The following is a 26667-nucleotide window of genomic DNA, read 5'->3' as shown; positions in this document are numbered from 1 at the left end:
CCTTCGTCCTATTACTTGATGACATAAAACATCTACGACGTGAAGCACCGAGAAGGTCCCCACACATGAGTCACGAGACCACCCCGCCCGCCGCCGATCCCCGGCGCGAGACGCGCATCGTCTTCGCGCTGAGCCTCGCCGCCATGGTCGTGTCGATGATGCAGACCCTGCCGGTCCCGATCCTCGGCCTCATCCGCGCCGACCTGGGCACCTCGGCCGCGAACGTCAGCTGGGTCACCACCGCCACCCTGCTCTCCGCCGCCGTCTTCACCCCGCTGCTCGGCCGCTTCGGCGACCAGCACGGCAAGAAGCCCACCCTGGTCGCCGTCCTCGGCGTCATGGTCGCCGGCTCCGTCGTCGCCGCCCTGGCGACCTCGCTCCCCCTGCTGATCCTCGGCCGCGTCCTCCAGGGCGCCGCCACCGCGATCTTCCCGCTCGCCCTGTCCGTGCTGCGCGAGGAGGTCCGCCCGCAGAAGCTGCCCGGCGCGATGTCCCTGGTCAGCGGCACCCTCGCCTTCGGCAGCGGCCTCGCGCTCGTCGCCACCGGCCTGCTCACCTCCGGCTCCGACGCCGACTACCGCAGCGCCTTCTGGATGGCCACCGGCTTCGCCGCGATAGCCCTGCTCGCCGTCGTGTTCCTGGTCCCCGCGACCCGCCACAAGACCGGCGGCCGCACCGACTTCCTCGGCGCGCTGACCCTCGGCGCCACCCTGCTGCTGCTCCTGCTGCCCATCTCGCAGGGCCACGAGTGGGGCTGGACCTCCGGCCGCACCCTGGGCAGCTTCGCCGGCGCCGCCGTCATGACCGTCGTCTGGGTGTTCACCGAGCTCAAGGTCCGCGAGCCCCTCGTCGACATGCGGATGTTCGTGCACCGGCCGGTGCTCATGGCCAACCTGGCCGGCGTCCTAGTCGGCTTCGGCATGTTCGCGAACTTCCTGGGCGTCTCGTACCTCGTCCAGATGCCCGAGGCCCTCACCGGCTACGGCTTCGGCGCGTCCATCCTCCGCGCCTCCGTCGAGTTCCTGCTGCCGGGTGCGATCGTCTCCCTGCTCGCCTCGCCGATCGGCGGCCGCATCGTCCGCCACCGCGGCCCGCGCACCGCGCTGTTCCTGGCCGCCGCGCTCGGCGCCGTGGGCTTCGGCTGGCTCGCCCTCGACCACGGCCACACCGCCTCGGTGATCGGCGCGGGCGTGATCGTCGGCGCGGCCGTCAGCTTCGGTTACGCGGCCATGCCCGCCGTCATCATGTCGAGCGTCCCGCACCACCAGAGCGGCATCGCCAACGGCATCAACTCGATCTCCCGCTCCACCGGCAGCGCGATCGGCAGCGCCGTGGTCACCACGATCCTGGCCTCGAAGACGATCGAGCACCTGCCCGCCGGCGTCCCCGCCCTGCCCGCCGAGTCCGGCTTCACCCTCACCTTCTGGATCGGCGCCGCCGCCTTCGCCCTCGTCGCGGTCATCGCCCGCTTCGGTCTGCGGACCGGCCGGACGCCCCGCACCGAGCGGGTGGGCGCACCGGCCGCCGCGACCTCCGAGAAGGAGACCGCCGCGGCGTGACGCGAGGGGCGGGCCCGTCCTCCGACGGACCCGCCCCTCGCTCCTCGCGCCGGTGCGTCAGACGCGGTCGGCCGCGATCAGGACGTACTGGAAGGAGCCGTCCTTGTACGACTCGATGAACGCCTCCTCGATGCCGGTGACCAGCGAGGACGTGGCCCGCAGCTCCCAGTAGGGGAGGGTGTCCGGCGTCAGGTCGATGACGGCCTGCGGGACGAGGCGGTTGTCGGCCATCGCCTTCAGGTACTCACGGCGCGAGTGGATGTTGCACTCGAAGTGCGCGTTGATCTGCGAGACCCACTTCGAGGGCTGGCCGTACTTCGGGTTCCAGCAGCCGGTGATGGTCACGTAGCGGCCGCCGACCTTCAGGAAGCGGGAGTGCTCGGCGAACAGGTCGTCCAGGTCGACGTACATGCTCGACTCGTTGTTCCACGAGCCGGCGATGCTGCCCTTCTCGAAGGGGGTGTCGAGCATGTTGCAGACCTGCGCGCGGACGTGGCTGTCGATCTCCAGCTCCTTCGCGCGCCGGTTGCCGAACTCGGCCTGCGTGGAGGAGAGGGTGACGCCCTCGACCTTGCAGCCGAAGCGCTGGTGGGCCATCACGCTCGAACCGCCGCGGCCGCAGCCGGCGTCGACGAGGGTGTCCTCGGGGGTGATGGCGCCGAGGTGGTCGAGGAGGACCTCGGCCTGGGCCGACTCCAGCCGGTGCAGCTCGGTGATCAGCTTCTTCTCGTACTCGCTGTCCTCGACGTCCCCGAGGGCGGCGTGGTCCACGGCACCGATGCCGTAGTGGTGGTGGTACAGCCCGTCGACGTCGCCCAGGCGCAGGTTCACGGGCCTGGCCTCGGCGTTCCAGTAACGGGCGATGTCTCCCTGGTACGGCGTCGCCGGGCTGGGAACGAACGCGGAGGTGCCGTTGACGGTGGGGAGCTCGGTGTTGGTCACAGATGGAATCCGTTCTTACCAGAAATCGGGCAGGCTGTAGCGGTACGTATTGGTCTGGTGCCAGTAGTGGTTGCCGTCGACCCACACGGCCACTCCCTTCAGGAAGCGGAGCACGCTCGGGACGGGGCAGCTGGCGGCCAGTTCGGCGGACGCGGCCTCGAAGTCGCGCATGAGGTCGTTGTGGACCTCGACCGCCTTGAGGTAGGCGTCCTTCTCGGAGAGGTTCTCCCGGTCGGCGAGCACCACGGGCAGGTTCATGTGCCGGCCGGGGCTGGCGAGTTCCTTGGTGTACGAGTACAGGTCGTTGACGATGGTGCTGGCGTTTCCGGCCAGCGCCAGGACCCGCTGCATCGCCGGCTGGGCGTGCAGGTCGGCGGGGAGTTCGTAGCCGCCGACGGTGTCGGTGATGGTGGGGCAGGGGCGGAAGTTGTTGAACTGCCGCATCGTCAGGTACTCCCACACCTCCGGCACGTGGTTCGTCTCGTCCCACGCGGCCTCGGCGAGGTAGCCCATGTGCAGCCGGGCCATGTCGTGCCGGAACCGGTCGGCCTGGGAGGGGGTCGCCAGACGGGTGAAGTACTCCATGGCCGAGCGGTAGGAGCGCCGGGGCGCGTCCGCGTGGAGCGACTCCGCCCACACCGGCTGGTACTCCGCCGTCGAGTGCACCGGGTCCAGGGCGGTGTGCGCCATGAGGAGCCGTCCGCCCAGGCCGATGGGCGAGCCGCCGAGGTCCTCGCAGTAGATGTCGTCCACGGCGTTCTCGGCGACCATCAGCCGGGCGGCGACCATGAGGTGCTCGATGGTCGGGGCGTCCGGGTGGCAGGCCACCATGTAGGGGCCGACGCGGAACCCGTCGAAGTCGCCCTCCCAGTCCTCCGGGTAGAGCTGGATCTCGTCGAGCGCCCAGGACTTGATGCGGCGGCTGACCTCCGCCACCCGCACCGGGTCGGGCTCCGGCACCGGGTGCCAGTAGAGGCCCGGGATGATCAGCGCGTCCGCCGGCGCCTGTGCGGGCGCCGCCGTGGCCCCCGCGCCCGGCACCAGGGACAGCCCCGCCGTACCGAGGCCACGGGGACCCCCCGGCACCCACCCCGGCTCGGGCCGCGACCGCGGGGCGGCGGCGTCGACCACGGGGGCCGCGGCGGAGGCCTTGGCGGGAGCCGCGGCGGAGAGCCCGGTGGGGACTCCGGTGGGAATCCCGGCGGGGGGTCCCGCGGAGGCCCCGGCAGGAGCCCCGGTGGGCGCCGCGCCGGAGATTCCGGCGCGGGGCCCTGCGGGGATCCCGGCGGGAGTCGTGGCGGAGGTCCCGGCGGGGACTCCCGCGGGTACTCCGGACGGGCTGTCCGGGCGGGCTTCGGCCGTGACGGCCTGGGCTTCCGTCCGGACCTGGGCTTCGGCCGGTCCGTGGGGTACGGCGAAGCCGTGGGCCGCCGCGTCCGCGAGGACGCGGGCGGTGAACGAGGCCGCGGCGCCGGGCAGGCTGGACTGCAGAGGGGAAAGCCCGGGATCGGGCATCCGTGACTCCTTGGAGAGGTGGGGGGCCGTCCCGGATTCCGGGCATGCCGGCCCGGCCCGGAAGGGTCCGGGTGGAGGTGGCCTGCGGGGAGGGGCTAGTCGCGCCGGCGCGCGATCTGCACGTTCTCCAGTACGCCGAGCGCGTTCGGGACCAGAACGGCGGCGGAGTAGTACGTCGTCACGAGGTACGACATGATCGCCTGCTCGCTGATGCCCATGAACCGCACGGACAGACCCGGCTCGTACTCCTCGGGCAGACCGGTCTGGCGCAGACCGATGACGCCCTGGTTGTCCTCGCCGAGACGCATGGCGAGGATGGAGCTGGTGTTCTCCTTGCTGATGGGGATCTTGTTGCAGGGCAGGATCGGGACCCCGCGCCAGGCCGGGACCTGGTGCCCCTGGAGCTCGACGGTGTCCGGGTAGAGCCCGGCCCGGTTCCACTCGCGCCCGATCGCCGCGATCGTCTTGGGGTGGGCGAGGAAGAGCTTGGTGCTGCGGCGGCGGCAGAGCAGCTCGTCGAGGTCGTCCGGGGTGGGCGGGCCGGAGTGCGGCTGGATCCGCTGCTTGAAGTCGGCGTTGGGCAGCAGCCCGAACTCCGGGTTGTTGATCAGCTCGTACTCCTGGCGCTCGCGCAGCGCCTCGATGGTGAGCCTGAGCTGCTCCTCCGTCTGGTTCATCGGCCCGTTGTAGAGGTCGGCGACCCGGGTGTGGACCTTGAGGACGGTCTGGGCGACGGAGAGCTCGTACTCGCGCGGCTTGAGCTCGTAGTCGACGAAGGCGCCGGGGATCTCGGCCTCGCCCTTGTGGCCGGCCGACATCGCGATCTCGGCCTCGCCGTACTTGTTCTGCCGCTGGTCGGGCAGCGAGCTGAACGCCTGGATGTGGGCCTGGAGGCTCGGTGCCGAGGCGAGGATGCCCGCGAAGTCGGCGCGGGAGAGGGTGAGCAGGGTGCCGGAGGTCTCGGCGGTCGCGGTGTAGTCCCAGCCGGCGTCGCCGTCGAGGAGGGCGTTCTCACCGAAGCGGTCGCCGTCCGCGAGCACGGAGACGGCCACCTCGTCGCCGTACTTGCCGACGGAGGTCTGGCTGACGCGGCCGTGGGCGATCATGTGGATCTGCTCGGCGGGCGCCCCGCGCTGGACGAGCACCTCACCGGCGCTGAAGTCGCGCTGGACGCACCGGTCGGCGAGCGCGTTCAGCACGTCGAGGTCCTCGAAGCCGCGCAGCAGGGCGAGTTCGCCGAGCTCGCGGGGGATGACCCGGACGCGGGCGCCGTCCTGGACGAACTCGATGCGCCCGTCGCCGACCGTGTAGCTCAGTCGGCGGTTGACCCGGTAGGCGCCACCCTTGGTCTCCACCCAGGGGAGCATCCGCAGCAGCCAGCGGGAGCTGATCTCCTGCATCTGCGGGGCGGACTTGGTCGTGGTGGCGAGGTTGCGGGCGGCCGCGGTGCTCAGACTGGACTGCTGGGGCGGTCCCGTCTGTACGTCCGGGCGGTCGTCAACGGTCATCGAGCGAGCTCTCTTTCGCACGGGCGGCGATCGGCGCACGGGTGCGCCGAGAACCGTGAAAGAAGATGAAGGGGGCGAGGATCTGGGAATCCGTCCAGATCTCGGGGAGGACAGTAACGGCCGCCGTGCCCGCCTCGCTCGAAGAGCCCGCGATCATTACCTCCTTACGGTGATCTTGTTCGGGATCATGTTTAACTCGCTGACCAGCGCCATTTCGGCCAACCGATCGAGAGTCGGCCAACGGCGCGCCACGGGGCCGCTGTTTCGGTCGCCCGTTCGGCCCCCGGTGCAGGGGGCCGACGGGCCCGGTCACGCGCGACTGGTCCATACGGAGGGAACGTTCGCCTCCGCGTGCGTCGCGTTGACGGTCGGTCAGCGCCCCAGCTGTGCGTCCAGCCACTGGAGGACCTCGGGGGTCACCGGGTCGGTGATGTCGGCGAACTCCTCGTGCTTCTTCAGGAACTTCGCCACGTAGGGGCAGACGGGGACGATCCGCATCCCGGAGGCGCGGACGTCGGTGAGGGCCTGCTCGACGAGGATCCCGGCGAGGCCCTGGCCCGCGTAGGCCTCGTCGACCTCGGTGTGGAAGAAGACGCGCCGGTCGTCGCGGTCGCGGTAGGCCGTCAGCCCGGCGCGCTCACCGCCGACGAGGATCTCGTACCGGTGCCGGGCGTCCACGCGCCGGACGACGGGGGCGGTGGCGGTCTGCTCGGGCGTGTCGGTCATGGGGGATGCCTTTCGTGCGGAGGGAGGTCCTGAACGGGGAAACGGTCGCACGTCAGCGGCGTGCCGGGGCACGCGGGTACCCGCACGAACACGCGCGCCCGCCCCGCGCGATCTGCTCGCGGGGCGGGCGCCGTCGGAAGGTGCGGTCAGGAGACGCGCTTGAGGGTCCAGGCGTTGTTGTTGAAGCCGGAGTTCGGGAAGGCCACACAGGAGCTGGAGTAGTACGAGGCGGTCTGGACCCAGCCGACGGGGTAGTACGTGGAACCGCAGGCCTGGACGACGGTGCCTATGGGCAGGCCGGTGAGCTGCTTGATCTGCTTGATGTTCGGGTCGAAGTTCTGGGTGCCGCAGCTGGCGCTGTAGCCCCAGCTGACGTCGACGTAGCCCGCCGGGGTGGCGGTGCTCGCGCAGGTGGTCGTCACGTCGCCGGGGGCCGCCTGGGCGGGTGCGGCGGTGAGGGCGAGCGTCGCGGCGGCGGCGAGGGCCATGGTGGCGGTGCGGACACGGGTCACGGCGTGCTCCTTGAATCCGAAAACGATCAACAAAAAAACGACAGCTCGTTTTTACGGTCTGGAAGCGAGTCGTAACAGTCTGTTTCCGGCCTCGGAGATCAGGCCACGAGGCCTCCCGCGCGGCTCAGCGGCGCGCGGGGTTCCTGCGCGGCGCGATCCGGGCGTTGGGCAGGGCGGGGGCGGGGAGGCGGTCGCCGGGGTAGCCGTCGACGGTGCCGAAGCGGTCGGACTCCTTCTCCCACTCCTCGCGGGCCTCGGCGATGTCCTCGTGGCTGCGGCCGATGAAGTTCCACCACATGACGATCTCCTCCTCGAACGGCGTTCCGCCGAGGAGGACCGCGCGGGCGGGGGCGTCCGACTCGTTGGTCAGGGTCAGGGTGTCGGACCCGGTGGGGGCGTAACCCAGTTCGGCCGGGCGCAGCAGGGTGTCGGCCAGGCGGACGTCCCCGGTGTCGACGAGCAGGCCGTGCTCGAAGGAGGGGTCGGTGCGGAGGGTGACGGTCGCGCCGGGGTCGATCAGGAGCTCGGCACCGAGGAGCGGGGTGAAGGTGCGCACGGGGGAGGAGGAGCCGGCGAGCGAGCCGAGGAAGACCCGGACGTCCGCCCCGTCGACGCGGACGGTTCCGGGGGCGTAGTGCTGGAAGTCCCGGGCGGTGTTGCGGTGTTCCCCGGGGAGGGCGACCCACAGCTGTACGCCGTGCAGGACGGTGGTGCGGGCGGTGGAGACCTCGGTGTGGCTGATGCCGTGGCCGCCGGTCATGAGGTTCAGCTCTCCGGGCCGTACGTACGCGTGGCTGCCGAGGCTGTCGCGGTGCTCGATCTCGCCGCTGAACAGCCAGCTCACGGTCTGGAGTCCGATGTGCGGGTGGGGCGCGACGTCCATGCCGCCGGATTCGGCGACGTCGTCGGGGCCGTAGTGGTCGGCGAAGCACCAGGCGCCGATCAGCGTCCGGGCCCGCTGCGGGAGCGTACGCCGTACGGTCATGGCCCGGGGTCCGCCCAGGGGGACGTCCCGCGCGGTCAGGACCTCGATCTCCGTGGTGTTCATCGCCGACCCCTCCGTGGAAGTAGTTCCATTTTCAACAATCATGGGCGATGATAGCTCCTGCGAGAGTAGGACGCACGGTCGACGGACGAGATCATCGGGTCTCGGGAAGGAGCACACGGTGAGTGACAGCGCGGGAGCCCCGGCGAACGGGCGGGTCTACGTCGACAAGCAGAGCCCCATGGCCTACCAGGCGCTGGTCCAGACGGCCGAGGCCGTGCGCACGACGGCCGCCGCCGCGGGGCTCGACCGCGTCCTGGTGGAGCTCGTCAACCTCCGCGTGTCCCAGATCAACGGCTGCGCGTACTGCCTCGACGTGCACACCCGGGCCGCCCTGCGCGCCGGTGAGACGACCCGCCGCCTGGGCGTGCTCCCCGCCTGGCGCGACACGGCGGTCTTCACGGAGCGGGAGCGCGCGGCCCTGGGCCTCGCGGAGGCCGTCACCGCCCCCGCCGACGCCCAGGCGCAGGAGCGCGCCTACGACGCCGCGCGCGGCGCCCTGACCGACGACGAGATCTCGGCGGTCATCTGGGTGGCGATCACCATCAACGCCTTCAACCGGGTCTCGATCCTGAGCAAGCACCCCGTGCGGGAGGCCTCCCCCAAGGCCTGACACGGCGAGGCCCGGTGCCTTCGGGCACCGGGCCTTCGCGTCGGTCGGCGTGTCGGGTCGGTCAGGTGGAGATCGCGGGGAGCAGCCCGGTGACCGGCGCGGCCAGGTCGGTCAGCTGGTGCAGCTGGCCCAGCTCGTGGAGCCGGTCGAGGCCGTTCAGCTGGCCGGCGATGCCGGGGAACTGCCCGCGGGACTCCTCGGGGATGCCGGTCGTGGCGAGGGCGTCGAGCTCGCTGATCGGGTTGATCTTGGGGCCGAGCGGTCCGGAGGCTTCGGCGGCGCTCGCGGTGGCCGCCGCGGACGCGCCGAGGCACGAGAAGGCGGCGGCGACGGCGAGGATCGAGGAGATGCGTCGTGTTGAGGTCACACCCTCACAACGGGCCTGCCTGCCGTGGGACACGGCCCGGCCCCCGCTCTCGCGGTTCTCACCGTCCGAACGGGGGGTCCCGCCGGTCGAAGCGGAGGGGCGAGGAGAGCGAAGGGGCTATTTCAAGGGGTTTTGAGAAGGAAGCCCCTTCATGGCCTCGCCCGGGACGACCGTAGCAGTCAGGCGGGGATCAGGTCGCGCAGATTTTCGGGGGTGAACACGCGCGAGCCGGGCGGCAGGCCCTCGGGACGCTCCAGACCGATGTACGTGACGGGCCCGTCCGGCGGCGTCGAGCCGTCCCACCAGGTCGTCGTGGTGGCCTCGGAGGCCATCAGGTCCGTGAGGTGGCGGACCGTCAGCGGGGTGCGCGCGAGCAGGCTCCGGAGCAGGACGGCGACCGAGGCCCGGTTCTCCTCGACCCGGTTCGCGGACGGGTTGCCCCGCAGGTAGAGGTGCAGCCACCGCGCGCGCCAGCCGCCGTCCTCGCCGCGCTCGAAGGCGAGCGGCAGCGCGACCCGGCCGGGTCCGCGCAGATCGGACTTCATCCGGACCGTGCGCGGCTCGAACGGGCGGCCCTTCTGCTCGGTCTCGCGCAGCATGAAGCCGAAGAACGACTCCTCGACCTCCTCGAAGTCCTCGCCGGAGTAGAGGTTCACCTGCGGGACGACGTAGCTGCCGCGAACGGCGCCGAGCCGCAGGTCGATGAACTCCGAGGCGCCGTCGGGGGCGTCGGTGACGTCGCCGGAGTGCGCGCCCTCGACCGCGGTGAGGGCCGTGTACGAGAGCCAGGTGACGGTCGCGTAGTCGTCGTCCAGGACCAGCGCCGACAGGTCGTAGTCGGTGGAGCGTGCGGTCTGCTTCCAGTAGGTGAAGAAGCGCAGCAGCTCGCCCTCGACGGGCGAGACGGAGCCGCGCGGCAGCACGCCGATGCCCGCCGTGGTCGCCCGGCCGCTGAGCGGGAGCGCCACGTCCAGGACGGCGGGGTCGACGAGCAGGTGGCCCGGGGCGGGGAGCCGGCGCCGCGTCTCGGCGTCGAGGACGGCACGGAGGCGCTCGCGCACGGCGGGCGGCAGCGGCGGGCGGGTGTCGGCGGTGACCCAGGCGGCCCCGAGCCGGTTGACGAAGACCCGCCGCTCCCCCGCCGTCCCGGCACGGTTCTGGACGTGCTCGCGGAGGGAGAGGAGGACACGGCCGGAGGCCCGCGGGACGGCGCTCTCGAACGCGGCGAGGACGGCGTCGAGTTCCTCCGGCCCGTCCGCCGCGCGCAGGAGCCGGTCCAGGGCGCGCAGCAGCCTGCCGGGGGCGGAGGTCAGGAGTGCGGCCGCCCCGGCGACGTCGCCCCGGCCGAGGAGTTCCTCGACGCGGCTGTCGAAGGAGGGTGCCTTCTTCTCGCCGCGGGCGACGGCGAAGACCTCGGCCGCATGCGGCCAGCGCGGGTACTCGTGCGGGTGCAGCCGCTCCCCGAGGCGCTTCCACGCCTCGCGGTGCTCGGCGACGTCGCCGAGCTTCGCGGGGGCTTCGGCGACGACGGCGTCGAGACCGCCGAGCAGGGCGCGGCGGACGGGCCGGGGCATCGCCCGGAAACGGGTCGGCTCGCGCAGGCCGACGTCGCCGTCGGAGAGGGCGCAGGCCAGGCGCAGGACGTCGGTGGCCGTGTCCAGGAGGAGGGGCGCTCCGGCGTCGAGCCGGGCCCGGTTGACGACGGCGCGGCTCTCCCGGACCGGGATCTCCTCGGGCTGCGGCCCGTCGGGCCGGTGGGCGGCGAGGAGGGCGAGGTCGCGCAGGTGCTCGTCGCCGAGCGGGGTCGTGCTCCCGGCCAGGGACAGATAGAGGGCGGTGGCCTCCTCGTCGAGGGTGCCGCCGGGGTGCAGGACCGTCAGCCGGTCGCCCGTCGTCGCGACGAGTTCGTCGTGCGCGGCGAGCATCCGCTCGTACGTGTGCCGGTAGGTGCCGTACGACGGGAGGGTGAGGAGGTCGAGCACGCCGTCGCGCAGCCGCGCGAGCAGCCCGGGGCGCGCGGTGTCGTCGTCGAGGGCCTCGGCGACGCAGCGCCTCCAGAAGTCGACGGTGTCGGGCACGCCGGCCGGGAAGTCGATGAAGTACACGTTGTGCCGGACGTGGTCGCCGACGGTCTCGCGGACGGTGTCGAGGGTGCGGGCGGCGACGGCGAGGACCGTCTCCCGGGGCCGCCGGGACAGCTCTTCGAGCAGCCCGGTCGACAGCTTGAACCCGGCCGACATGAGGGCGGCGTCGAACTGCCGGGCCGCGGCGGCGCCGTCTCCGCCCCCGGCGGATGCCGCCGGGAGGGGAAGGCGACGGGTGTGCCGGACGACCAGACGTTCGAGAGCGTGGACCATTCGGGCATGTTGCCAGCCCCGCGCGGCCCGGCGCATGCGGATTTCGGGCCGAGCGGGGAGGAGCGGAGGGGGGCTCAGGGCGTGCTGCGGACCGGGAAGCTGAAGGCGTGTCCGTTCTGCTTGAGCCACGGCAGCACCTGCCGGAGGGCCTCGACGCTCTGGCTGCGGTCGCCGCCGCCGTCGTGGAAGAGGATCGTGGGCCCGTTGGACAGCTCGTTCTTGACGGTGTTGACGATCGAGGCCGTGCCCGGCTGCTCGAAGTCCTTCGTGTCCACGTTCCAGCCGAGCGGCCGCATGCCCAGGCCGGCGGCGAGGCGGCGGCTGTCCGGGGTGAACGCGCCGCCGGGCGCCCGGTAGTAGTCGATCCGCGCTCCCCCGGACGCGTCGTCGATCATCTTCTTCGCGCCGAGGATCTCCTGCTTCTGGTACGCGAAGGGCTTCTTGTCCATCGTCGTGTCGTGGGACACGGAGTGGTCGCAGAGCCGGTGGCCCTCCGCGACGACCCTCTTGACGATCTCGGGGTGCGCCTTGGCCATCGGGCCGACCATGCAGAACACGGCCTTGACGTCGTTCTGCTTGAGTATGTCGAGCATCTGGGGCGTCCAGCGCGGGTCGGGCCCGTCGTCGATGGTGATGTTCACGGCCGAGCCCCCCGCCTCGGCGGCGTGCGCGATGCTCACGGGCACCTTCTGCGGCGGCACCTTGGCCGGCGCCTTGGACCCTCCGGCCGGCGCCTGCGAGGCCGGCGCCTTCCCCATCCCCGCGGAGGCCTCGTTGTCCATCATCGCCGCGGCGCCCCATACCGCCAGGCTCAGCCCGAGCGCCGACGCCACCACGGCTATGTGCGCGTTGTACTTGCCCTGCCCCATGAAATCCCCACTCCCCCGGTTCGTACCGTCTCCCTGGTGAGAGGACGGTACGAGGAGCCGCGCGGTTTCACCGAATCCGGCTCATCTGCCGGGACGGCGGGGCACCGGGGCGGGGCGCGGCGCGCTGACCGCCGGTCAGCCTCCGGCGAGGGCGCGGACGATCGCGGCGGCGAAGGCGTCGAGGTCGCTCGGCCGGCGCGAGGTGATCAGGGGGTGGGCTCCGGAGGCGTCGACGACGACCTCCCGGTCCCGCCAGATGCCGCCCGCGTTCTCCAGATCGGCGCGGAGCGAGGGGTACGAGGTCAGCTCGCGGCCCCTGGCCAGCCCGCTGTCGACGAGGAGCCACGGCCCGTGGCAGACGGCGGCCACCGGTTTGCCGGCGGCGGCGAAGGCCGAGACGAGGCGCCGCGCGTCGGCGTCGGTCCGCAGCCGGTCGGCGTTCACGGTGCCGCCCGGCACGAGGACGGCGTCGTACCCGTCCGCCGTCACCCGCGCGAGCGTCGTGTCCGGCTCGACGAGGGCGCCGGGACCGCGGTCGGAGACGACGGTCTGCACGGCCTCGTCCTTCTGCGCGGCGATCGTGACCCGGGCCCCGTTCTCCCGCAGGACGGCCACCGGCTTCCGCAGCTCGGGCTCTTCCGTCCCGTAGTTCGTCGTGAGGACGAGGACGCTCTTTCCGGCGAGCTTTCCGTCGGGCTTTCCGTCGGGCTTTCCGTCGGGCTTTCCGTCGGGCTTTTGGTCGGGCTTTTGGTCGGGCTTTTGGTCGGACGACACAGTGCGCCTTCTCTCCTCCGTCACGGGGTCGTGTGACCCGTAGTCGGAAAGTACCTTTTTCTGATCATTTCTGTCGGTTGGCAGGGCTCTGCGTGTTCTCACGGATCCGCGGTCCGCCGTACGCGAGCATGACGGACGCCGAAACCGTCACGATGAGCGGAAGAAGGACCCACGTGCCCGGCAGCGACAGCGAGAACCCGGCGATCGCCTCCCCGACACCCGCCGAGAACCGGCCCATGACCAACAGGGACTGGTGGCCCAACCAGCTGGACCTCCAGGTCCTGCACCAGCATTCGTCCCTGTCCGATCCGATGGGCGAGGAGTACGACTACGCGAAGGAGTTCGCCGGCCTCGACGTCGAGGCGCTGAAGCGGGACGTCTTCGCGGTGATGACGGACTCCCAGGAGTGGTGGCCCGCCGACTACGGCCACTACGGGCCCCTGTTCATCCGGATGAGCTGGCACGCGGCGGGCACGTACCGCATCGCCGACGGCCGGGGCGGCGGCGGGCGCGGCGCCCAGCGCTTCGCGCCGCTCAACAGCTGGCCGGACAACGCGAGCCTCGACAAGGCGCGCCGGCTCCTGTGGCCCGTCAAGCAGAAGTACGGGCGGAAGATCTCCTGGGCCGATCTGCTGGTCTTCGCCGGGAACTGCGCCATGGAGTCCATGGGCTTCAAGACCTTCGGCTTCGGCTTCGGGCGCCCGGACATCTGGGAGCCCGAGGAGATCTTCTGGGGCCCCGAGGACACCTGGCTCGGCGACGAGCGCTACCGGGGCGACCGGGAGCTGACCGGCCCCTTCGGCGCCGTGCAGATGGGCCTGATCTACGTCAACCCGGAGGGTCCCAACGGCAATCCGGACCCGGTCGCCGCCGCCCGGGACATCCGGGAGACGTTCGGGCGCATGGCGATGAACGACGAGGAGACGGTCGCGCTCATCGTCGGCGGCCACACGTTCGGCAAGTGCCACGGCGCGGTCGACCCGCAGTACATCGGCCCGGAGCCCGAGGCCGCCCCCATGGAGCAGCAGGCCCTCGGCTGGCGGAACGCGTACGGCACCGGCGCGGGCGCCGACGCGCTCACCAGCGGGCTCGAAGGGGCGTGGACCAACGAGCCGACGAAGTGGGACAACGGCTACCTGGACAACCTGTTCCGGTACGAGTGGGAGCTGACGACCAGCCCCGCCGGCGCCCAGCAGTGGACCCCGAAGGACCCGTCGGCGAAGGACACCGTGCCCGACGCGCACGATCCTTCGAAGCGGCATGCCCCGATGATGCTGACGACGGACCTCTCGCTGCGGCTCGACCCCGTCTACGCGCCGATCGCGAAGCGCTTCCACGAGAACCCGGACCAGCTCGCGGACGCGTTCGCCAGGGCCTGGTACAAGCTGCTCCACCGCGACATGGGCCCCCTCTCCCGCTACCTCGGCCCGTGGATCCCCGAGCCGCAGCTCTGGCAGGACCCCGTACCCGCGGTCGACCACCCGCTGGTCGGGGAAGCGGACATCACGGCCCTCAAGGCGAGGATCCTCGACTCGGGGCTCTCCGTCTCGCAGCTGGTCACCACCGCCTGGGCGTCGGCCGCGAGCTTCCGCGGCACCGACAAGCGCGGCGGCGCCAACGGGGCGCGGATCCGGCTCGCCCCGCAGAAGGACTGGGAGGTCAACGACCTGCCCGAGGTGACCCGGACGATCGAGGTCCTCGACGGGATCCGCGCGGACTTCGAGGGCTCCGGCGGGGCGAGGATCTCGCTCGCCGACCTGATCGTCCTCGGCGGGTGCGCGGCCGTCGAGCGGGCCGCGGAGAACGCCGGGTACGACATCACGGTCCCGTTCGCGCCGGGGCGCACGGACGCCTCGCAGGAGCAGACCGACGTGGAGTCGTTCGCGGTGCTCGAACCCCGGGCGGACGGGTTCCGCAACTACCTCCGGGCCGGGGAGAAGCTGTCGCCGGAGACCCTGCTCCTCGACCGCGCCAACCTGCTGACGCTGACCGCGCCCGAGATGACGGTCCTCGTCGGCGGGATGCGGGTCCTCGGCACCGGGTTCGGGGGGTCGCCGCACGGCGCCTTCACCGACCGGCCGGAGTCGCTGACCACCGACTTCTTCGTCCGGCTCCTCGACATGGGCACGGAGTGGAAGGTGTCGACGGACGAGGAGAACGTCTTCGAGGGCCGCGACCGCGCCACGGGCGAGGTGCGGTGGACCGCCACCCCCGTCGACCTCGTCTTCGGTTCGCACTCGCAGCTGCGGGCCCTCGCGGAGGTGTACGCGTCCGCGGACGCGGGCGAGAAGTTCGCGCGTGACTTCGCGGCCGCGTGGGACAAGGTGATGAACCTCGACCGGTTCGACCTGCGCTGAGCGGGGGCCGGGTACGGCGGGGGGCCGGCCGGATCGTACGGCCGGCCCCCCGCCGTCAGCCTGGTGGTGCCGACACCAGGTGTGGCACCCACTGCCACCGGGCCCCCGATCGGCCGCAGAGTGGTCGCCATGACCTCACAGCGCACCACTCTGATCACCGGCGTCACCCAGGGCATGGGCCACGCGCTCGCGCTCGACCTGGCGCCCCTCGGCGGCACCCTCCTCCTGCACGGCCGGAACGCCGAGCGACTCGAAGCCGTGGCCGCCGAGGCCCGGGCCGCCGGTCCCGGCACCACGGTCCGCACGTACCTCGCCGACCTCTCCGACCTGGACCAGGTACGGGCGATGGCCGCCCGGATCCGGGCGGCGGAGCCGCACCTCGACGGCCTGGTCCACAACGCGGTGGCCGGGGGCGGGGCGCGACCGCTGGTCCGGGAGCTGAGCACCCAGGGCCATGAACTCCGCTTCGCCGTCAACCACCTGGCGCCGTACGCCCTCACCCGCGCCCTGCTGCCGCTGCTCACCGCCTCCGCTCCGGCGCGGGTCGTCAACGTCGCCTCGATCGGGCAGGAGGCGATCGACTTCGACGACGTGATGCTGGAGCGGGACTACGAGGGCCTGCGGGCCTACTGCAAGAGCAAACTGGCCATGATCATGGCGACCTTCGAGCTGGCCGCCGAGCTGGAGGGCACCGGCGTGACGGTGAACGCCCTGCACCCGGCCCATCTGATGGACACGACCGCAGTCCGCGCGTACGGCTTCACGCCCGTCACCACCACGGAGGAGGGCGTCCGCCCGACCGTACGGCTCCTCCTGGACCCGGAACTCGCCACCGTCACGGGCCGGTACTTCGACCGGTTCACCGAGGCGAGGGCCCACGAGCAGGCGTACGACACGGAAGCGCGCGAGCGCCTGATGAAGCTGACGCGCGATCTGGTGGGGGCGGCCTGAGCGGCCACTCGTCCGGGGGACGGCTGGCGGGTCGTCCGCGCGCGGAGTGCCCCGCCGTCGATCATGGGCAGCGCTACGTCCCCGTGCGCGAAGGAAGACCCGACATGCCGCTCCCCCAGGCCGCACCGCAGGCCCCCGTCACCCCGAAGGCCCGCATCTACGCGATGCTGGACACCGACGGGGACGGAGTCGCCTCGAAGCACGACTACTTCGTCCGCATCGAGCGGGCCCAGCGGGCGACCGGACGCGGCGACGACGACCCCCTGGTCATCGCCGCGCGCGCCACGGGCGAACGCGCCTGGGCAGCGATGGACGCCAACGGCGACGGCGTGATGACGTACGAGGAGTACATCGCCTGGGTGGACGCGGACAAGTTCGACAACATCTGCCAGTACGCCCTGGGCGCCCTGTTCGACCTCGCCGACGCCGACCAGGACGGCACCCTGGACCGCGCGCAGTTCACGATGCTGCGCCAGGCGCTGGGCAACCGCGCCGACAACGCCGACGCGGCCTTCGACGCGCTGGACGCCGACGGGGACGGACGCGTCGGCCGCGCGGAGTACCTGGCGTCGATCCGCGCGTACGTCACGGGTGACGAGTCCCCCATGGGGGTCGCCCTGTACTGACCGGGTGCCGTCCGTCACCCCCTTGGACCGCGTGCCGCGCCGCGCCGGACGCGGGGCAGCAGACTCGCTCCCGGTGACACCCCCACACAAGGAGCCTGCATGTCCCCGCTCGTCTCCTCCCGGCGCGCCGCCGGCGCGCTCGCCCTCCTCATCGCCGCCGCGGCCTCGACCGCCACCTCCGCGGCCGCCGCCGAGAGCCACCACGGCGCCAGGCCGACCGTCGTCCTCGTGCACGGCGCCTTCGCGGACGCCTCCGGCTGGAACGCGGTCGCCGAGGACCTCCGGCACCAGGGCTACCAGGTCGTCGCGCCCGCCAACCCGCTGCGCGGTCTGGGCAACGACTCCACCTACACCGCCAGCGTCCTGAAGAGCATCCAGGGCCCGATCATCCTGGTCGGCCACTCCTACGGCGGCGCCGTCATCAGCAGCGCCGCGGCGGGCAACCCGAACGTCAAGGCGCTCGTCTACGTCGCCGCGTTCATGCCCGACAAGGGCGAGTCGCCCGCCGAGCTGTCCGCCAAGTTCCCGGGCAGCGAGCTCGGGACGGCCCTGCGGCCCGTCCCGTACACCGACAGCACGGGCAGCGGCACCGACATGTACATCCAGAACGACAAGTTCCACAGCGTCTTCGCCGCGGACCTGCCCGAGCGGCAGACCCGGCTCATGGCGGTCGAGCAGCGCCCGATCACGGCCGCGGGCTTCGCCGAGAAGGCACAGGCGGCCGCGTGGAAGACGGTCCCGTCCTGGTTCCTCGTGGCCCGGCAGGACAAGGCGATCGCCCCGGACCTGGAGCGCTTCGAGGCCGAGCGCGCGAACTCGCACACCGTGGAGATCGACTCCTCGCACGTCGCCATGATGTCCCACCCCGAGACGGTCGTCGGCCTCATCGACGAGGCCGCCGAAACCACCTGCTGACGCCGAAGGAGGAAACGCCATGAGCGACAAGCCCACCATCGTCCTGGTCCACGGCTTCTGGGGCGGAGCCGCCCACTGGGCCAAGGTCATCGTCGAGCTGGACAAGCGCGGTTACGACCGGATCCACGCCGTCGAGAACCCGCTCACCTCGCTCGCCGACGACGCCGAACGCACCCGCAAGATGGTCGAGCAGGTCGACGGCCCGGTGGTCCTCGTCGGCCACTCGTACGGCGGCGCCGTCATCACCGAGGCCGGTGACCTGCCCAACGTCACCGCCCTCGTGTACGTCGCCGCCTTCGCGCCCGACGCCGGCGAGAGCCCGGGCCGGATCAGCCAGGAGAATCCGCCGGCCGCCTTCGACAACATCGTCCCCGACTCCGACGGCTACCTCTGGATCAAGCAGGACAAGTTCCACGAGAGCTTCTGCCAGGACCTCGCGCCCGACGAGGCCCTCGTCATGGCCGTCACCCAGAAGGCCCCGCTCGGCTCCACCTTCGGCGACAACGTGACGGCGCCGGCCTGGCGGAACAAGCCCGTCTGGTACCAGGTGTCGACCGAGGACCGCATGATCCACCCGGACAACGAGCGCCGGATGGCCGCGCGCATGAACCCGCGCAAGACGGTCGAACTCAACGCCGGCCACGCCTCCTTGGCCTCCCAGGCCGCGGCCGTCGTCGACCTGATCGAGGACGCCGCGAACGCGACCTCCGGCTGACCCGCCCCCCTGGCCGACGCCGCCCGCGCGTTCCCTCCCGGCGGCGTCGGCCCGGCCTGACGGGTGATGTTCGCGCGGTTCGGCGGCGTCCCGGCCCCCGTACGGACGCTCCCGGCCAATACTCCGGCCATGAGACCACCCCGTTCCACGCCCGGGTCGCGCCGTGCCGCGGCCACCGCCCTCGCGGCGCTCCTCGCCCTCGGCGCCCCGGCCGCGGCGGCCGGCAGCGGCCCGGCGGGCGAGCCCGGTCGGCACCGGCCCTGCGTCGCCTCCCGGCCGGCCGACCGGGGCCCGGCGCGCGAGATCACGCGGATCGCCGAGCGGGCCAAGGCCGACCTGGGCCTCAAGTCCGTGATCCTGCGGGTCACCGCCGACGGCCGCGAGGTCGTCACCACCGCGCTCGGCGAGTCGATGACGGGGGTCCCGGCGACGCCCGCCATGCACTTCCGGAACGGCAACATCGCGATCGCCTACATGGGTACGGCGCTGCTGCGGCTCGTCGACCAGGGCAGGGTGGGGCTCGACGACCCCGTGGGGCGCTGGCTGCCGGACCTCAAGGACGGCGACCGGATCACCCTGCGGATGCTGGCCGCGTCCACGACCGGTCTCGTCGACTACGTGCGGCTCCCCGGGTTCCAGAAGGCCGTGACCGCCGACCCCTTCCGCCAGTGGACGGCCGAGGCGGTCGTGCGGCTCTCGACGAGCGAGGAGCGGTGGTACGAGCCGGGCACCAACTGGAGTTACTCGCACGCCAACTTCGTGCTCCTCGGCGCCGCCCTGGAGGAGATCACCGGAACCCGTCTCGACGTCCTGCTCCAGCGGCAGGTCCTGGGCCCGCTCGGGCTGCGGGAGACCGGCAACGGCTTCACCCCCGAGATTCCCGAGCCTGTCCTGCACGCCTTCACGTCGGATCGCGGGACGTACGAGGAGTCCACCTTCTGGAACCCCTCGTGGACGACCGCTCCGGGCGCGGTGGAGACCACCGACATCTGCGACCTGGCGAGCTCGGCCGCCGGCATCGGCTCGGGGCGGCTGCTCTCCCCCGCCTCGTACCGGGAGCTGCTGGACCCGGGGACGGTCGGTCTGGGCCACGCCACCCACACGTGCCCGTCGACGGTCTGCCTCGCGCAGACGGAGGCCACCCACTACGGCATGGGGCTGCTCGTGCTGGGCGACTGGGTGTCCCAGCACCCGCTGTTCTTCGGTTACTCGGCGTCCCAGGCGTACCTGCCGTCGGAGCGCCTGTCGATCGCGGTCGCGACCACGAACGGCCCGGACGCCGCGGCCGGGCACACGGCCCATGTGATCGCCCAGCGCATCGCCGCCGCCCTGGCGCCGGCGCATCCGATCCCCGACTTCGGCTGATCCCGGGGACCGCTTCCTCAGACCGTCGTCGAGTGCCCGTCCGGCGCGTGCCCGGCGGCCTCGGCGGCGGTGTACGAGGAGGCGAAGGTGAACGCCCGGGGGGACGGGCCGTGTTCCCGCAGGTCCGCGAGTCGCTCCAGGGCCTCGGCGACGGTCGGGACGTGGCCGGCGGGGACCCACCAGAGCACCATGTGGGCCTCGACGTGCCGGTGGAACCACTCGCGGCGCCGCCGCATCACCTCCAGGTGCCCGCTGCGGTAGGCGAAGTCCCACAGGGCCTCCTGGTTCTCCCAGACCGAGAGGTTGACGATGACGTCCTCGCCCAGCGGGCGCATGCCGGTGGCGTCGGCCTCCCCGTCCTCCACGAGCCGCCAGACGAAGCCGGGGGCGGCGTCGGCGGCGGTGTTGACCGGGTCGAGCATCTCGACGAAGTACGCCGCGCGCGGGTCGTCGAGGGGGAAGCGGAGCCGGGCGACGTTGAGCTGGGCGAGGTGGCGGGCGTGCGGGGATGCGGTCATGGCCTCATCCCAGCACGGCCCGCTTTTCTATGTCAATCATCGTTGTTTTTAGAAGCTTCGACCACCACGCAGCACTCCCCCGGCCGGGCGTCCATGCGCGCGCGCACCGGGCCCTCCGTGCCGAGCAGTCCTTCCAGGAGGGCGAGGTTCATGCCGCAGACGAGCGGCGGGAAGCTCTCGGCGACGGCATGGAAGGGGCAGTTGCGCATCCGGACGGCGCCCTCCGCCGCGTACGGCTCGTAGCCCCGGGCCGCCAGCGCCTCCATGGCCTCGTCGAGACCGGCGCAGGGGCCCGCCGGGCCGCGCAGGGCCTCGCCCCGGCGGCGCGCCGCCGCGCAGAGCCCGGCGTCGATCCCGGCCTGCTCGGCGGCCTCGGCGAGCAGCTCGGCGGCGGTGCGGTAGTCGCGGGCGGGCAGCGAGACCGAGCGTTCGCCACGCGCGCGCGTGTAGACCTTGGCGGGGCGGCCGGCCCCCGGCCCCGAGCGCCCGGACAGGCGGCGGCTGCCGCTCTCCAGGAGCCCCGCCCCGGTCAGCTTGTCCAGGTGGTGCGCGGCGAGCGTGCGCGCCACCCCGGCCGCCTCGGCGGCCTCGTTGCGGCCGACCTCCCGGCCCTGGGCCACGACGTACTCGTACAGGCGGCGTCGTACAGGGTCCTGCAGCACCGCGATCGCTTCGATGTCCTCCACGGGCCCATTCTAGGAACAATGCGGATTGGTGATAGAAGGTACGCTTCCCCGCACGGGACCGCCGGACGACCGGGAGCACGCGATGACGGAAGCGACGGAGCCGCGGCCGCGGCTGCGCAGGGAGCCACAACAGGCGCGCAGCCGGGCGCGGGTGGAGGCCATCCTCGGCGCGGCCGACCGGATCCTGTCCCAGGAGGGGTACGAGGCGCTGACGACGCGGCGGATCGCCGAGGCCGCGGGCGTCCCGGTGGGCAGCATCTACCAGTTCTACCCCGACAAGGGCGCCGTCGTGGACGCGCTCGGCCGGCGGTACCTGGAGGGCTTCGCGACCGCCATCGACGGGCTCGTCGAGCGGGCCCTCGCGGGTGAACTGACCGATCTCGTGGGCACGATGGTCGACATCTACAGCGAGCTGTTCCGGTCCCAGCCGGGCGGCATGGCGCTGTGGGCCGGGCGGCACCTCAGCCCCGAGCTCGCCCGGGCCGACGAGGCGAGCAACGCGCTGGTCGCCGAGGGCCTGCTGCGCATCGTGGAGCACCTGACCGGCGGGCCCGGCGGCGAGCGGGCGCGGCGGGCGACGCGGATGGTGGTGTGGGCGGCCAACGCCGTGCTGCACGAGGCGTTCAAGGGCGAGGGCGAGCCGGACCTGGAGACCGTGGACGAGCTCAGGTGGATGCTGGACCGCTACTGGGAGGACCTGAGGGACCGGCTGACGGCCGAGCGCGGGTGAATCGGGCCCGTCCCGGCCATAGAACGTGAACAAGTGCTCATGTTACGGTGCGGCCCACCTCGGACGGCGAGCTCAGCAGCGAAGGCAGGTGCCCGTGACAACCAGCCCCACCGATCCCACCCGACTCCCCCGGCTTCCGGGCGACTTCGTCTGGGGCGCGTCGACCGCCGCGTACCAGATCGAGGGCGCCGCCGAGGAGGACGGCAAGGGCGCCTCGATCTGGGACACCTTCGTGCGGCGCCCCGGGGCCGTCCGCGACGGACACACCGGCGACGTCGCCTGCGACCACTACCACCGGTTCGACGAGGACGTCGCGCTGATGCGCCGGCTCGGGCTCGACGCGTACCGCTTCTCGGTGTCCTGGCCGCGCGTCCTGCCGGCCGGCACGGGCAAGGTGGAGCCGCGCGGCCTCGACTTCTACGACCGGCTGGTCGACGCGCTGCTCGCCGCCGGGATCGAGCCGACCCCCACCCTCTTCCACTGGGACCTGCCGCAGGCCCTGGAGAACGGGGGCGGCTGGCTGAACCGCGACACCGCGCACCGGTTCGCCGAGTACGCGGCGGTGACGGCCGACCGGCTCGGCGACCGGGTCAAGCGGTGGATCACCCTGAACGAGCCCTTCGTGCACATGTCCTTCGGCTACGGCTTCGGCGTCCACGCCCCGGGCCGCGCCCTGATGCTGGACGCGCTGCCCGTCGCGCACCACCAGCTGCTCGGCCACGGGCTCGCGACCGCGGCGCTGCGGGCCGCCGTCCCCGACGGCCAGGTGCTGATCGCCAACAACTGCACGCCCGTGCGCCTGCGCCCGGACGCCCGGTCGGACGAGGACGCGGCGGCGGCCTCGGCGTACGACGCCCTGCACAACCTGCTCTTCAACGACCCCATTCTCCAGGGCAGTTACCCCGACCTCTCGGCGTACGGCATGACCGACCCGAGCTGGGGAGGGGTGGTGCGCGACGGGGACCTCGCCACCATCGCCGCGCCGCTGGACGGCCTCGGGATCAACTACTACAACCCGACCTGGGTGACCGCCCCGGCCGATCCCGCCGCGGGCCTGCCCTTCGACCTGACGGAACCTCAGGAGTCGTACGAGCGGACCTCGTTCGGCTGGCCGGTCGTCCCCGACGGGCTCACGGAACTGCTCACCGGCCTCAAGGACCGCTACGGCGAAGCCCTTCCGCCGGTGTGGATCACCGAGAGCGGCTGCTCGCAGCCGGCCGGGCAGTACGACCAGGCACGGATCGACTACCTCGCCGGGCACGTCACCGCGGTCGCGGACGCCGTGGCACGGGGGGTGGACGTGCGCGGCTACTTCACCTGGTCGCTGCTCGACAACTTCGAGTGGGCCGAGGGCTACCACCAGCGCTTCGGCCTGGTCGAGGTCGACTTCGCCACCGGGCTGCGCACGCCCCGGGCGAGCTTCGACTGGTACCGCCGCCTCATCGCCTCCCACCGGCCCTGAGCGGCGGAGCCGTCATGACCCACGCTCCGGAAGCGGCCGCCGAGGACGGCCCCGCCGTCTTCGCCGAGCCCACCGTCCCGGTCACGGCCGGCTGGACGGCCGGCCTCTCGCTGGCCACCCTCGCCGTCTTCATGGCGTTCATGACGCCCATCCAGATCCTGCTGCCGCTCCAGCTGGAGCACATCGACCCGCACGACAAGAACACCGCGCTGTCGCTCGTCACCGGTCTCGGCGCGCTCGTCGCGGTGCTCGCCAACCCGCTCGCCGGCGCGTGGTCGGACCGGACGACGAGCCGGTTCGGCCGCCGCCGCCCCTGGATCCTCGGCGGGGCGCTCGCCGGGGCGGCGGGGCTCGCGGTCACCGCCACCCAGCACACCGTGGCCGGGGTCGCCGTCGGCTGGTGCCTCGCGCAGGCGGGCCTCAACGCGATGCTGGCCGGGGTCACCACCCCGATCGCCGACCGCGTGCCGCTCGGCCAACGCGCGGTGGTCTCCGGCTGGACCGGCCTCATGCAGTCCGTCGGCCTGGTCCTCGGCGCGCTGATCACCACGCTGGTGGTCACCGGCGTCGGGTCCGGTTACGTCGCGCTCGCCGTGCTCACCGTCGCCCTCGCCCTCCCCTTCGCCCTGCGCCAGAGCGAACCGTCCCTCCCCCGGGAGCTGCGCCCCGCCTTCGACGCCCGCGCGTTCGCCCGCTCGTTCTGGGTGAGCCCCCGGCTCCACCCCGACTTCGGCTGGGCCTGGCTCACCCGGTTCCTGATCAACCTGGGCAACGCCCTCGGCACCCTCTACCTGTTCTACTTCCTCGCCGACGCCGTCCGCTACGGCGACCCCGGCACCGGCGTACTCGTCCTCACGGCCGTCTACACCCTCTGCGCCGCGCTCACGGCCGTCCCCGTGGGCGTGCTGTCCGACCGCGCCGGACGCCGCAAGGGCTTCGTCGTCCTCTGCTCGCTGGTCATGGCCGCCGCCGCGCTGCTGCTCGCCCTGGTCCACACCTGGCCGTCCGCCCTCGTCGCCGCGGCCGTCCTCGGCGCGGGATACGGCGTCTACCTCGCCGTCGACCAGGCCCTCGTCACCCAGGTCCTGCCCGAGGCCGCCGACCGCGCCAAGGACCTGGGCGTCATCAACATCGCCAACTCCGGCCCCCAGGTCCTCGCCCCCGCGCTCGCCGCGCCGGTCATCGCCCATCTCGGCGGCTACACCGGCCTGTACGCGACCGCGGCCCTGGTCATCCTCGCCGGCGGCCTCCTCGTCGTCCGCATCCGCGGCGTGGCCTGACGGCGTCGCCGTCCGAGGAACCGCAGCACGGCCAGGACGCGGCGGTGGTCCGCGTCGACCACGGGCAGGTCGAGCTCGGCGAAGGCGTTGTCGACGCGCTTCGCCACGGCGCTCCCGGCGATCACCGCGCGCACGGCAGTTCCGCGGTGATGGCGGTGGGCCCGCCGACGGGGCTGCTGACGTGGAAGGACCCGTCGAGGGAGCCGACCCGCTTGGCCAGCCCGGTCAGTCCCGTGCCGGCGGCGGCGTCGGCACCGCCCAGCCCGTCGTCGGTGACGCGCACGCGGAGCACCTCGCCTACCTGACGGACCATCACCTCCACGCGCGTCGCGTCGGCGTGCTTCGTCGCGTTGGTCAGCGCCTCGGAGACCACGAAGTACGCGACCGACTCCACGTGGGGCGCCACCCGCTCCTCCAGATCGACCCGCAGCCGCACCGGCAGGGGTGTGCGGGCAGCCAGCCCGGACAACGCCGCGTCCAGACCCCGGTCTTCGAGCACGGCCGGGTGCAGTCCCCGCACCAGGTCGTTGAGTTCGTCGATCGCCTCCTTCGCCTCCAGGTGCGCTCTCGCGATCACCTCGCGGGCATCACTCGGCAGGTCCGGGCGGGCGGCCATGGCCAGACCCAGGTTGACCGCGAGGGACACCAACCGCTGCTGGGTGCCGTCGTGCAGGTCGCGCTCGATCCGGCGGCGCTCCGCGTCGACGGCCTCGATCAGGTCGGCCCGGCTCACGGCCAGTTGGTCGACCCGCTCCTGGAGCCGCTGCGCCCGGCTGGGCCCGAGCAGGCCCGACGCCAGCCGCGCCTCGGCCCTGGCCACCGTCCGCGCGGTCCAGGGCAGGGCGCACAGGAGGAGGAGACCGGCCGCCGTGCAAGCCGGCAGCCCGGTCAGGTAGCCGAACCAGTCCTGGCGGATTCCGGTCGGCAGCGCCCATGACCAGGCGCAGGCGATGCCGCCCGCCAGGCCCGCCGCCGCCATCGCGAGCACCAGCAGCTCCAGCAGCGCGAGCAGCGGGCCCAGCAGGAGGTGGTAGCCGATCTTGCGCCAGGGCCGCGTCGCCGCGAGCCACCGGGCGGTCGAGGCCCACGTCCGTCGCTCCGGCGCGGCGGGGGTGAGCCGGGGGACGTCCACACCGATGAGCACCCGGTGGCGAGCCCGCTGAACGGCCGTCAGCACCGGGCTGCCGAGCAGGACCAGGGCGGCCGACACGGAAACCGTGAGGAGCCGGTTCCCCGTCCTGGCGGTGGTCGTCGCCGCCCAGGCCCACACGGGCACCAGCGCCAGGTGCGGCAGCACACCAGCGGCGAGAAAGCCGGTGTCCCGCCGCGCCCGGAGGACCGCGCGCCTCAGTCCGGCTGGAATCGTCATGGCACGACGCTAGGGCACCTCAGGAGGGCGGTGCCATGGAGCCTGCACCCGATCCCATGGTGAACCTGGTACCAGCCATGGAGCAGCCACTGCCGACGCCAGGCCCTCCAGCAGTCGTGATCAAGACCTACAGCCGGAGCATTGGCCCCATCATTCGTGATACTCGAATACGTAAACACAAAAGCGCCAAGGCGGGGAGACCGGAAAACACCGACGCCCTGGCCCTGGCGGCCCGGATCGTGGCGGACGGGACCCCGGCCTGGTCCCGGCCGCCGTGGAGGAGGCGCTGCGGCTGTGGACGCCCGTCGACCACGGCACCCGCGTCACCACCCGCCCGGTCGTCCTGAGCGGCACCGGGATCCCGGCCGGCGCCAGGGTGGTGCTGCCGACCGGCGCGGCCGACCGCGACCCGGAGGTCTTCCCCGGCCCCGACGCCTTCCGCCCGGACCGCGGCGGCAACCGGCACCTCTCCTTCGGCCACGGCATCCACTTCTGCCTGGGCGCCCACCTGGCCCGGGCCGAGTTCGCCCAGGTGCTGCGCGAACCCCTCCGGCACCCGGAGTCCACCCTCACCGGAACCCCGACCCGCCACTTCGGGAACGGCCGGCACATCTGCCTCGACCGGCTGCCCGTGCGCTTCGCCTGACCGTGCGGCCCGTCTCAGGTCCGCAGGGCACGTGCCCTGCGGTATTCGGCACGCGCGAGCAGCGAGAACGCGATCGTGGCGCAGAGGGCGACCCCGACGATCACCCATTCCAGGGCTCCGCTGTGCTGGTCGGGGTCGATCTCGAAGACCTTCTCGATCCAGTCGGGCCAGATCAGGGTCAGGAGGAACAGCAGTCCGCTGAGGGAGGCCGCGACCGCCTCGATCCAGCCCCGCAGGCGTACGTTGCGCATCATCGTGCT

General features: G+C 72.5%; 26 protein-coding genes. 12 read left to right on the top strand and 14 right to left on the bottom strand.

The genetic code is table 11. The features are described from left to right. Window positions 1-65 precede the first annotated feature (65 nt). Window positions 66-1559, top strand: a complete 1494-nt coding sequence (locus ACH4TP_RS12570; RefSeq protein WP_389231228.1) for an MFS transporter — start codon at window positions 66-68, stop codon at window positions 1557-1559. Window positions 1560-1616: 57 nt separating this feature from the next. Here the strand turns inward: ACH4TP_RS12570 and ACH4TP_RS12565 are convergent, their stop codons facing one another. From ACH4TP_RS12565 to ACH4TP_RS12540, 6 genes are all read right to left on the bottom strand, one after another. Then, window positions 1617-2501, bottom strand: coding sequence for a geranyl diphosphate 2-C-methyltransferase (locus ACH4TP_RS12565; RefSeq protein ID WP_398187514.1), 885 nt, complete (start codon window positions 2499-2501; stop codon window positions 1617-1619). Window positions 2502-2516: 15 nt separating this feature from the next. Then, window positions 2517-4016, bottom strand: a complete 1500-nt coding sequence (locus ACH4TP_RS12560) for a family 2 encapsulin nanocompartment cargo protein terpene cyclase (RefSeq protein WP_398437437.1) — start codon at window positions 4014-4016, stop codon at window positions 2517-2519. A gap of 95 nt (window positions 4017-4111) precedes the next feature. Continuing rightward, window positions 4112-5524: a family 2B encapsulin nanocompartment shell protein gene (locus ACH4TP_RS12555; protein ID WP_398437434.1), complete on the bottom strand. Its 1413-nt coding sequence runs from the start codon at window positions 5522-5524 to the stop codon at window positions 4112-4114. 372 nt (window positions 5525-5896) lie between these two features. Beyond that, a complete protein-coding gene (locus tag ACH4TP_RS12550) occupies window positions 5897-6250 on the bottom strand; it encodes a GNAT family N-acetyltransferase (RefSeq protein WP_389231217.1) in 354 nt (117 codons plus the stop codon). Window positions 6251-6396: 146 nt separating this feature from the next. Continuing rightward, window positions 6397-6762: a hypothetical protein gene (locus ACH4TP_RS12545; RefSeq protein ID WP_398187506.1), complete on the bottom strand. Its 366-nt coding sequence runs from the start codon at window positions 6760-6762 to the stop codon at window positions 6397-6399. Window positions 6763-6886: 124 nt separating this feature from the next. Further along, on the bottom strand, window positions 6887-7810 hold the full coding sequence (locus ACH4TP_RS12540) for a pirin family protein (protein WP_389231211.1): 924 nt from the start codon (window positions 7808-7810) through the stop codon (window positions 6887-6889). A gap of 178 nt (window positions 7811-7988) precedes the next feature. On the opposite strand from ACH4TP_RS12540, the gene ACH4TP_RS12535 reads away from it, so the two are divergent. Beyond that, on the top strand, window positions 7989-8420 hold the full coding sequence (locus tag ACH4TP_RS12535; RefSeq protein ID WP_389231314.1) for a carboxymuconolactone decarboxylase family protein: 432 nt from the start codon (window positions 7989-7991) through the stop codon (window positions 8418-8420). A gap of 61 nt (window positions 8421-8481) precedes the next feature. Here ACH4TP_RS12535 and ACH4TP_RS12530 read toward each other — a convergent pair whose 3' ends face one another. From ACH4TP_RS12530 to ACH4TP_RS12515, 4 genes are all read right to left on the bottom strand, one after another. Continuing rightward, the gene (locus ACH4TP_RS12530) at window positions 8482-8787 is read right to left on the bottom strand and encodes a hypothetical protein (protein ID WP_389231208.1); all 306 of its coding nucleotides are present in this window, start codon (window positions 8785-8787) and stop codon (window positions 8482-8484) included. 179 nt (window positions 8788-8966) lie between these two features. Further along, entirely contained in the window at window positions 8967-11144 is a 2178-nt protein-coding gene (locus ACH4TP_RS12525; RefSeq protein ID WP_398437431.1) for a hypothetical protein, read from the bottom strand. A gap of 74 nt (window positions 11145-11218) precedes the next feature. Next, the gene (locus ACH4TP_RS12520; protein ID WP_398187496.1) at window positions 11219-12013 is read right to left on the bottom strand and encodes a polysaccharide deacetylase family protein; all 795 of its coding nucleotides are present in this window, start codon (window positions 12011-12013) and stop codon (window positions 11219-11221) included. 135 nt (window positions 12014-12148) lie between these two features. Continuing rightward, the gene (locus ACH4TP_RS12515; protein ID WP_398437429.1) at window positions 12149-12787 is read right to left on the bottom strand and encodes a DJ-1/PfpI/YhbO family deglycase/protease; all 639 of its coding nucleotides are present in this window, start codon (window positions 12785-12787) and stop codon (window positions 12149-12151) included. 173 nt (window positions 12788-12960) lie between these two features. Here ACH4TP_RS12515 and katG point away from each other — a divergent pair, with 173 nt between their 5' ends. The 6 genes from katG to ACH4TP_RS12485 all read left to right on the top strand — a co-directional run bounded on the left by katG (window position 12961) and on the right by ACH4TP_RS12485 (window position 19716). After that, window positions 12961-15144, top strand: coding sequence for a catalase/peroxidase HPI (katG, locus tag ACH4TP_RS12510; protein ID WP_398187490.1), 2184 nt, complete (start codon window positions 12961-12963; stop codon window positions 15142-15144). Window positions 15145-15273: 129 nt separating this feature from the next. Further along, window positions 15274-16095 (top strand): SDR family NAD(P)-dependent oxidoreductase, encoded by an 822-nt coding sequence (locus ACH4TP_RS12505; RefSeq protein ID WP_398437426.1) that lies wholly within the window; start codon window positions 15274-15276, stop codon window positions 16093-16095. A 104-nt stretch (window positions 16096-16199) separates the two neighbouring features. Then, window positions 16200-16721: an EF-hand domain-containing protein gene (locus tag ACH4TP_RS12500; protein WP_398437424.1), complete on the top strand. Its 522-nt coding sequence runs from the start codon at window positions 16200-16202 to the stop codon at window positions 16719-16721. Between the two features lie 99 nt (window positions 16722-16820). After that, entirely contained in the window at window positions 16821-17636 is an 816-nt protein-coding gene (locus ACH4TP_RS12495) for an alpha/beta fold hydrolase (protein WP_398187484.1), read from the top strand. A 19-nt stretch (window positions 17637-17655) separates the two neighbouring features. Then, entirely contained in the window at window positions 17656-18351 is a 696-nt protein-coding gene (locus ACH4TP_RS12490) for an alpha/beta hydrolase (RefSeq protein WP_389231182.1), read from the top strand. Between the two features lie 129 nt (window positions 18352-18480). After that, window positions 18481-19716: a serine hydrolase domain-containing protein gene (locus tag ACH4TP_RS12485; protein ID WP_398437422.1), complete on the top strand. Its 1236-nt coding sequence runs from the start codon at window positions 18481-18483 to the stop codon at window positions 19714-19716. Window positions 19717-19733: 17 nt separating this feature from the next. Here ACH4TP_RS12485 and ACH4TP_RS12480 read toward each other — a convergent pair whose 3' ends face one another. Both ACH4TP_RS12480 and ACH4TP_RS12475 read right to left on the bottom strand, forming a co-directional pair. Next, a complete protein-coding gene (locus ACH4TP_RS12480; protein ID WP_389231176.1) occupies window positions 19734-20234 on the bottom strand; it encodes a DUF3291 domain-containing protein in 501 nt (166 codons plus the stop codon). A 32-nt stretch (window positions 20235-20266) separates the two neighbouring features. After that, a complete protein-coding gene (locus tag ACH4TP_RS12475) occupies window positions 20267-20920 on the bottom strand; it encodes a helix-turn-helix transcriptional regulator (RefSeq protein WP_398187476.1) in 654 nt (217 codons plus the stop codon). An 82-nt stretch (window positions 20921-21002) separates the two neighbouring features. Here ACH4TP_RS12475 and ACH4TP_RS12470 point away from each other — a divergent pair, with 82 nt between their 5' ends. From ACH4TP_RS12470 to ACH4TP_RS12460, 3 genes are all read left to right on the top strand, one after another. Continuing rightward, window positions 21003-21650 (top strand): TetR/AcrR family transcriptional regulator, encoded by a 648-nt coding sequence (locus ACH4TP_RS12470; RefSeq protein WP_398437419.1) that lies wholly within the window; start codon window positions 21003-21005, stop codon window positions 21648-21650. An 88-nt stretch (window positions 21651-21738) separates the two neighbouring features. Next, entirely contained in the window at window positions 21739-23112 is a 1374-nt protein-coding gene (locus ACH4TP_RS12465) for a GH1 family beta-glucosidase (protein WP_398437417.1), read from the top strand. A gap of 14 nt (window positions 23113-23126) precedes the next feature. Further along, window positions 23127-24392: an MFS transporter gene (locus ACH4TP_RS12460; RefSeq protein WP_398437415.1), complete on the top strand. Its 1266-nt coding sequence runs from the start codon at window positions 23127-23129 to the stop codon at window positions 24390-24392. Between the two features lie 121 nt (window positions 24393-24513). On the opposite strand, the gene ACH4TP_RS12455 is transcribed toward ACH4TP_RS12460, so the two are convergent. Further along, a complete protein-coding gene (locus tag ACH4TP_RS12455; protein WP_398437413.1) occupies window positions 24514-25761 on the bottom strand; it encodes a sensor histidine kinase in 1248 nt (415 codons plus the stop codon). A 259-nt stretch (window positions 25762-26020) separates the two neighbouring features. On the opposite strand from ACH4TP_RS12455, the gene ACH4TP_RS12450 reads away from it, so the two are divergent. Continuing rightward, complete coding sequence (locus tag ACH4TP_RS12450) at window positions 26021-26407, top strand: cytochrome P450 (protein WP_398437841.1); 387 nt, start codon at window positions 26021-26023, stop codon at window positions 26405-26407. Between the two features lie 14 nt (window positions 26408-26421). On the opposite strand, the gene ACH4TP_RS12445 is transcribed toward ACH4TP_RS12450, so the two are convergent. Next, a complete protein-coding gene (locus tag ACH4TP_RS12445) occupies window positions 26422-26661 on the bottom strand; it encodes an ABC transporter permease (RefSeq protein WP_398437411.1) in 240 nt (79 codons plus the stop codon). Window positions 26662-26667 lie beyond the last annotated feature (6 nt).

This window comes from Streptomyces sp. NPDC021012, from assembly GCF_044333355.1.
GTDB lineage: Bacteria > Actinomycetota > Actinomycetes > Streptomycetales > Streptomycetaceae > Streptomyces.
The sequence above is the reverse complement of the archived record's forward strand: the minus strand, read 5'-3'. Positions and strand labels throughout refer to the sequence as shown.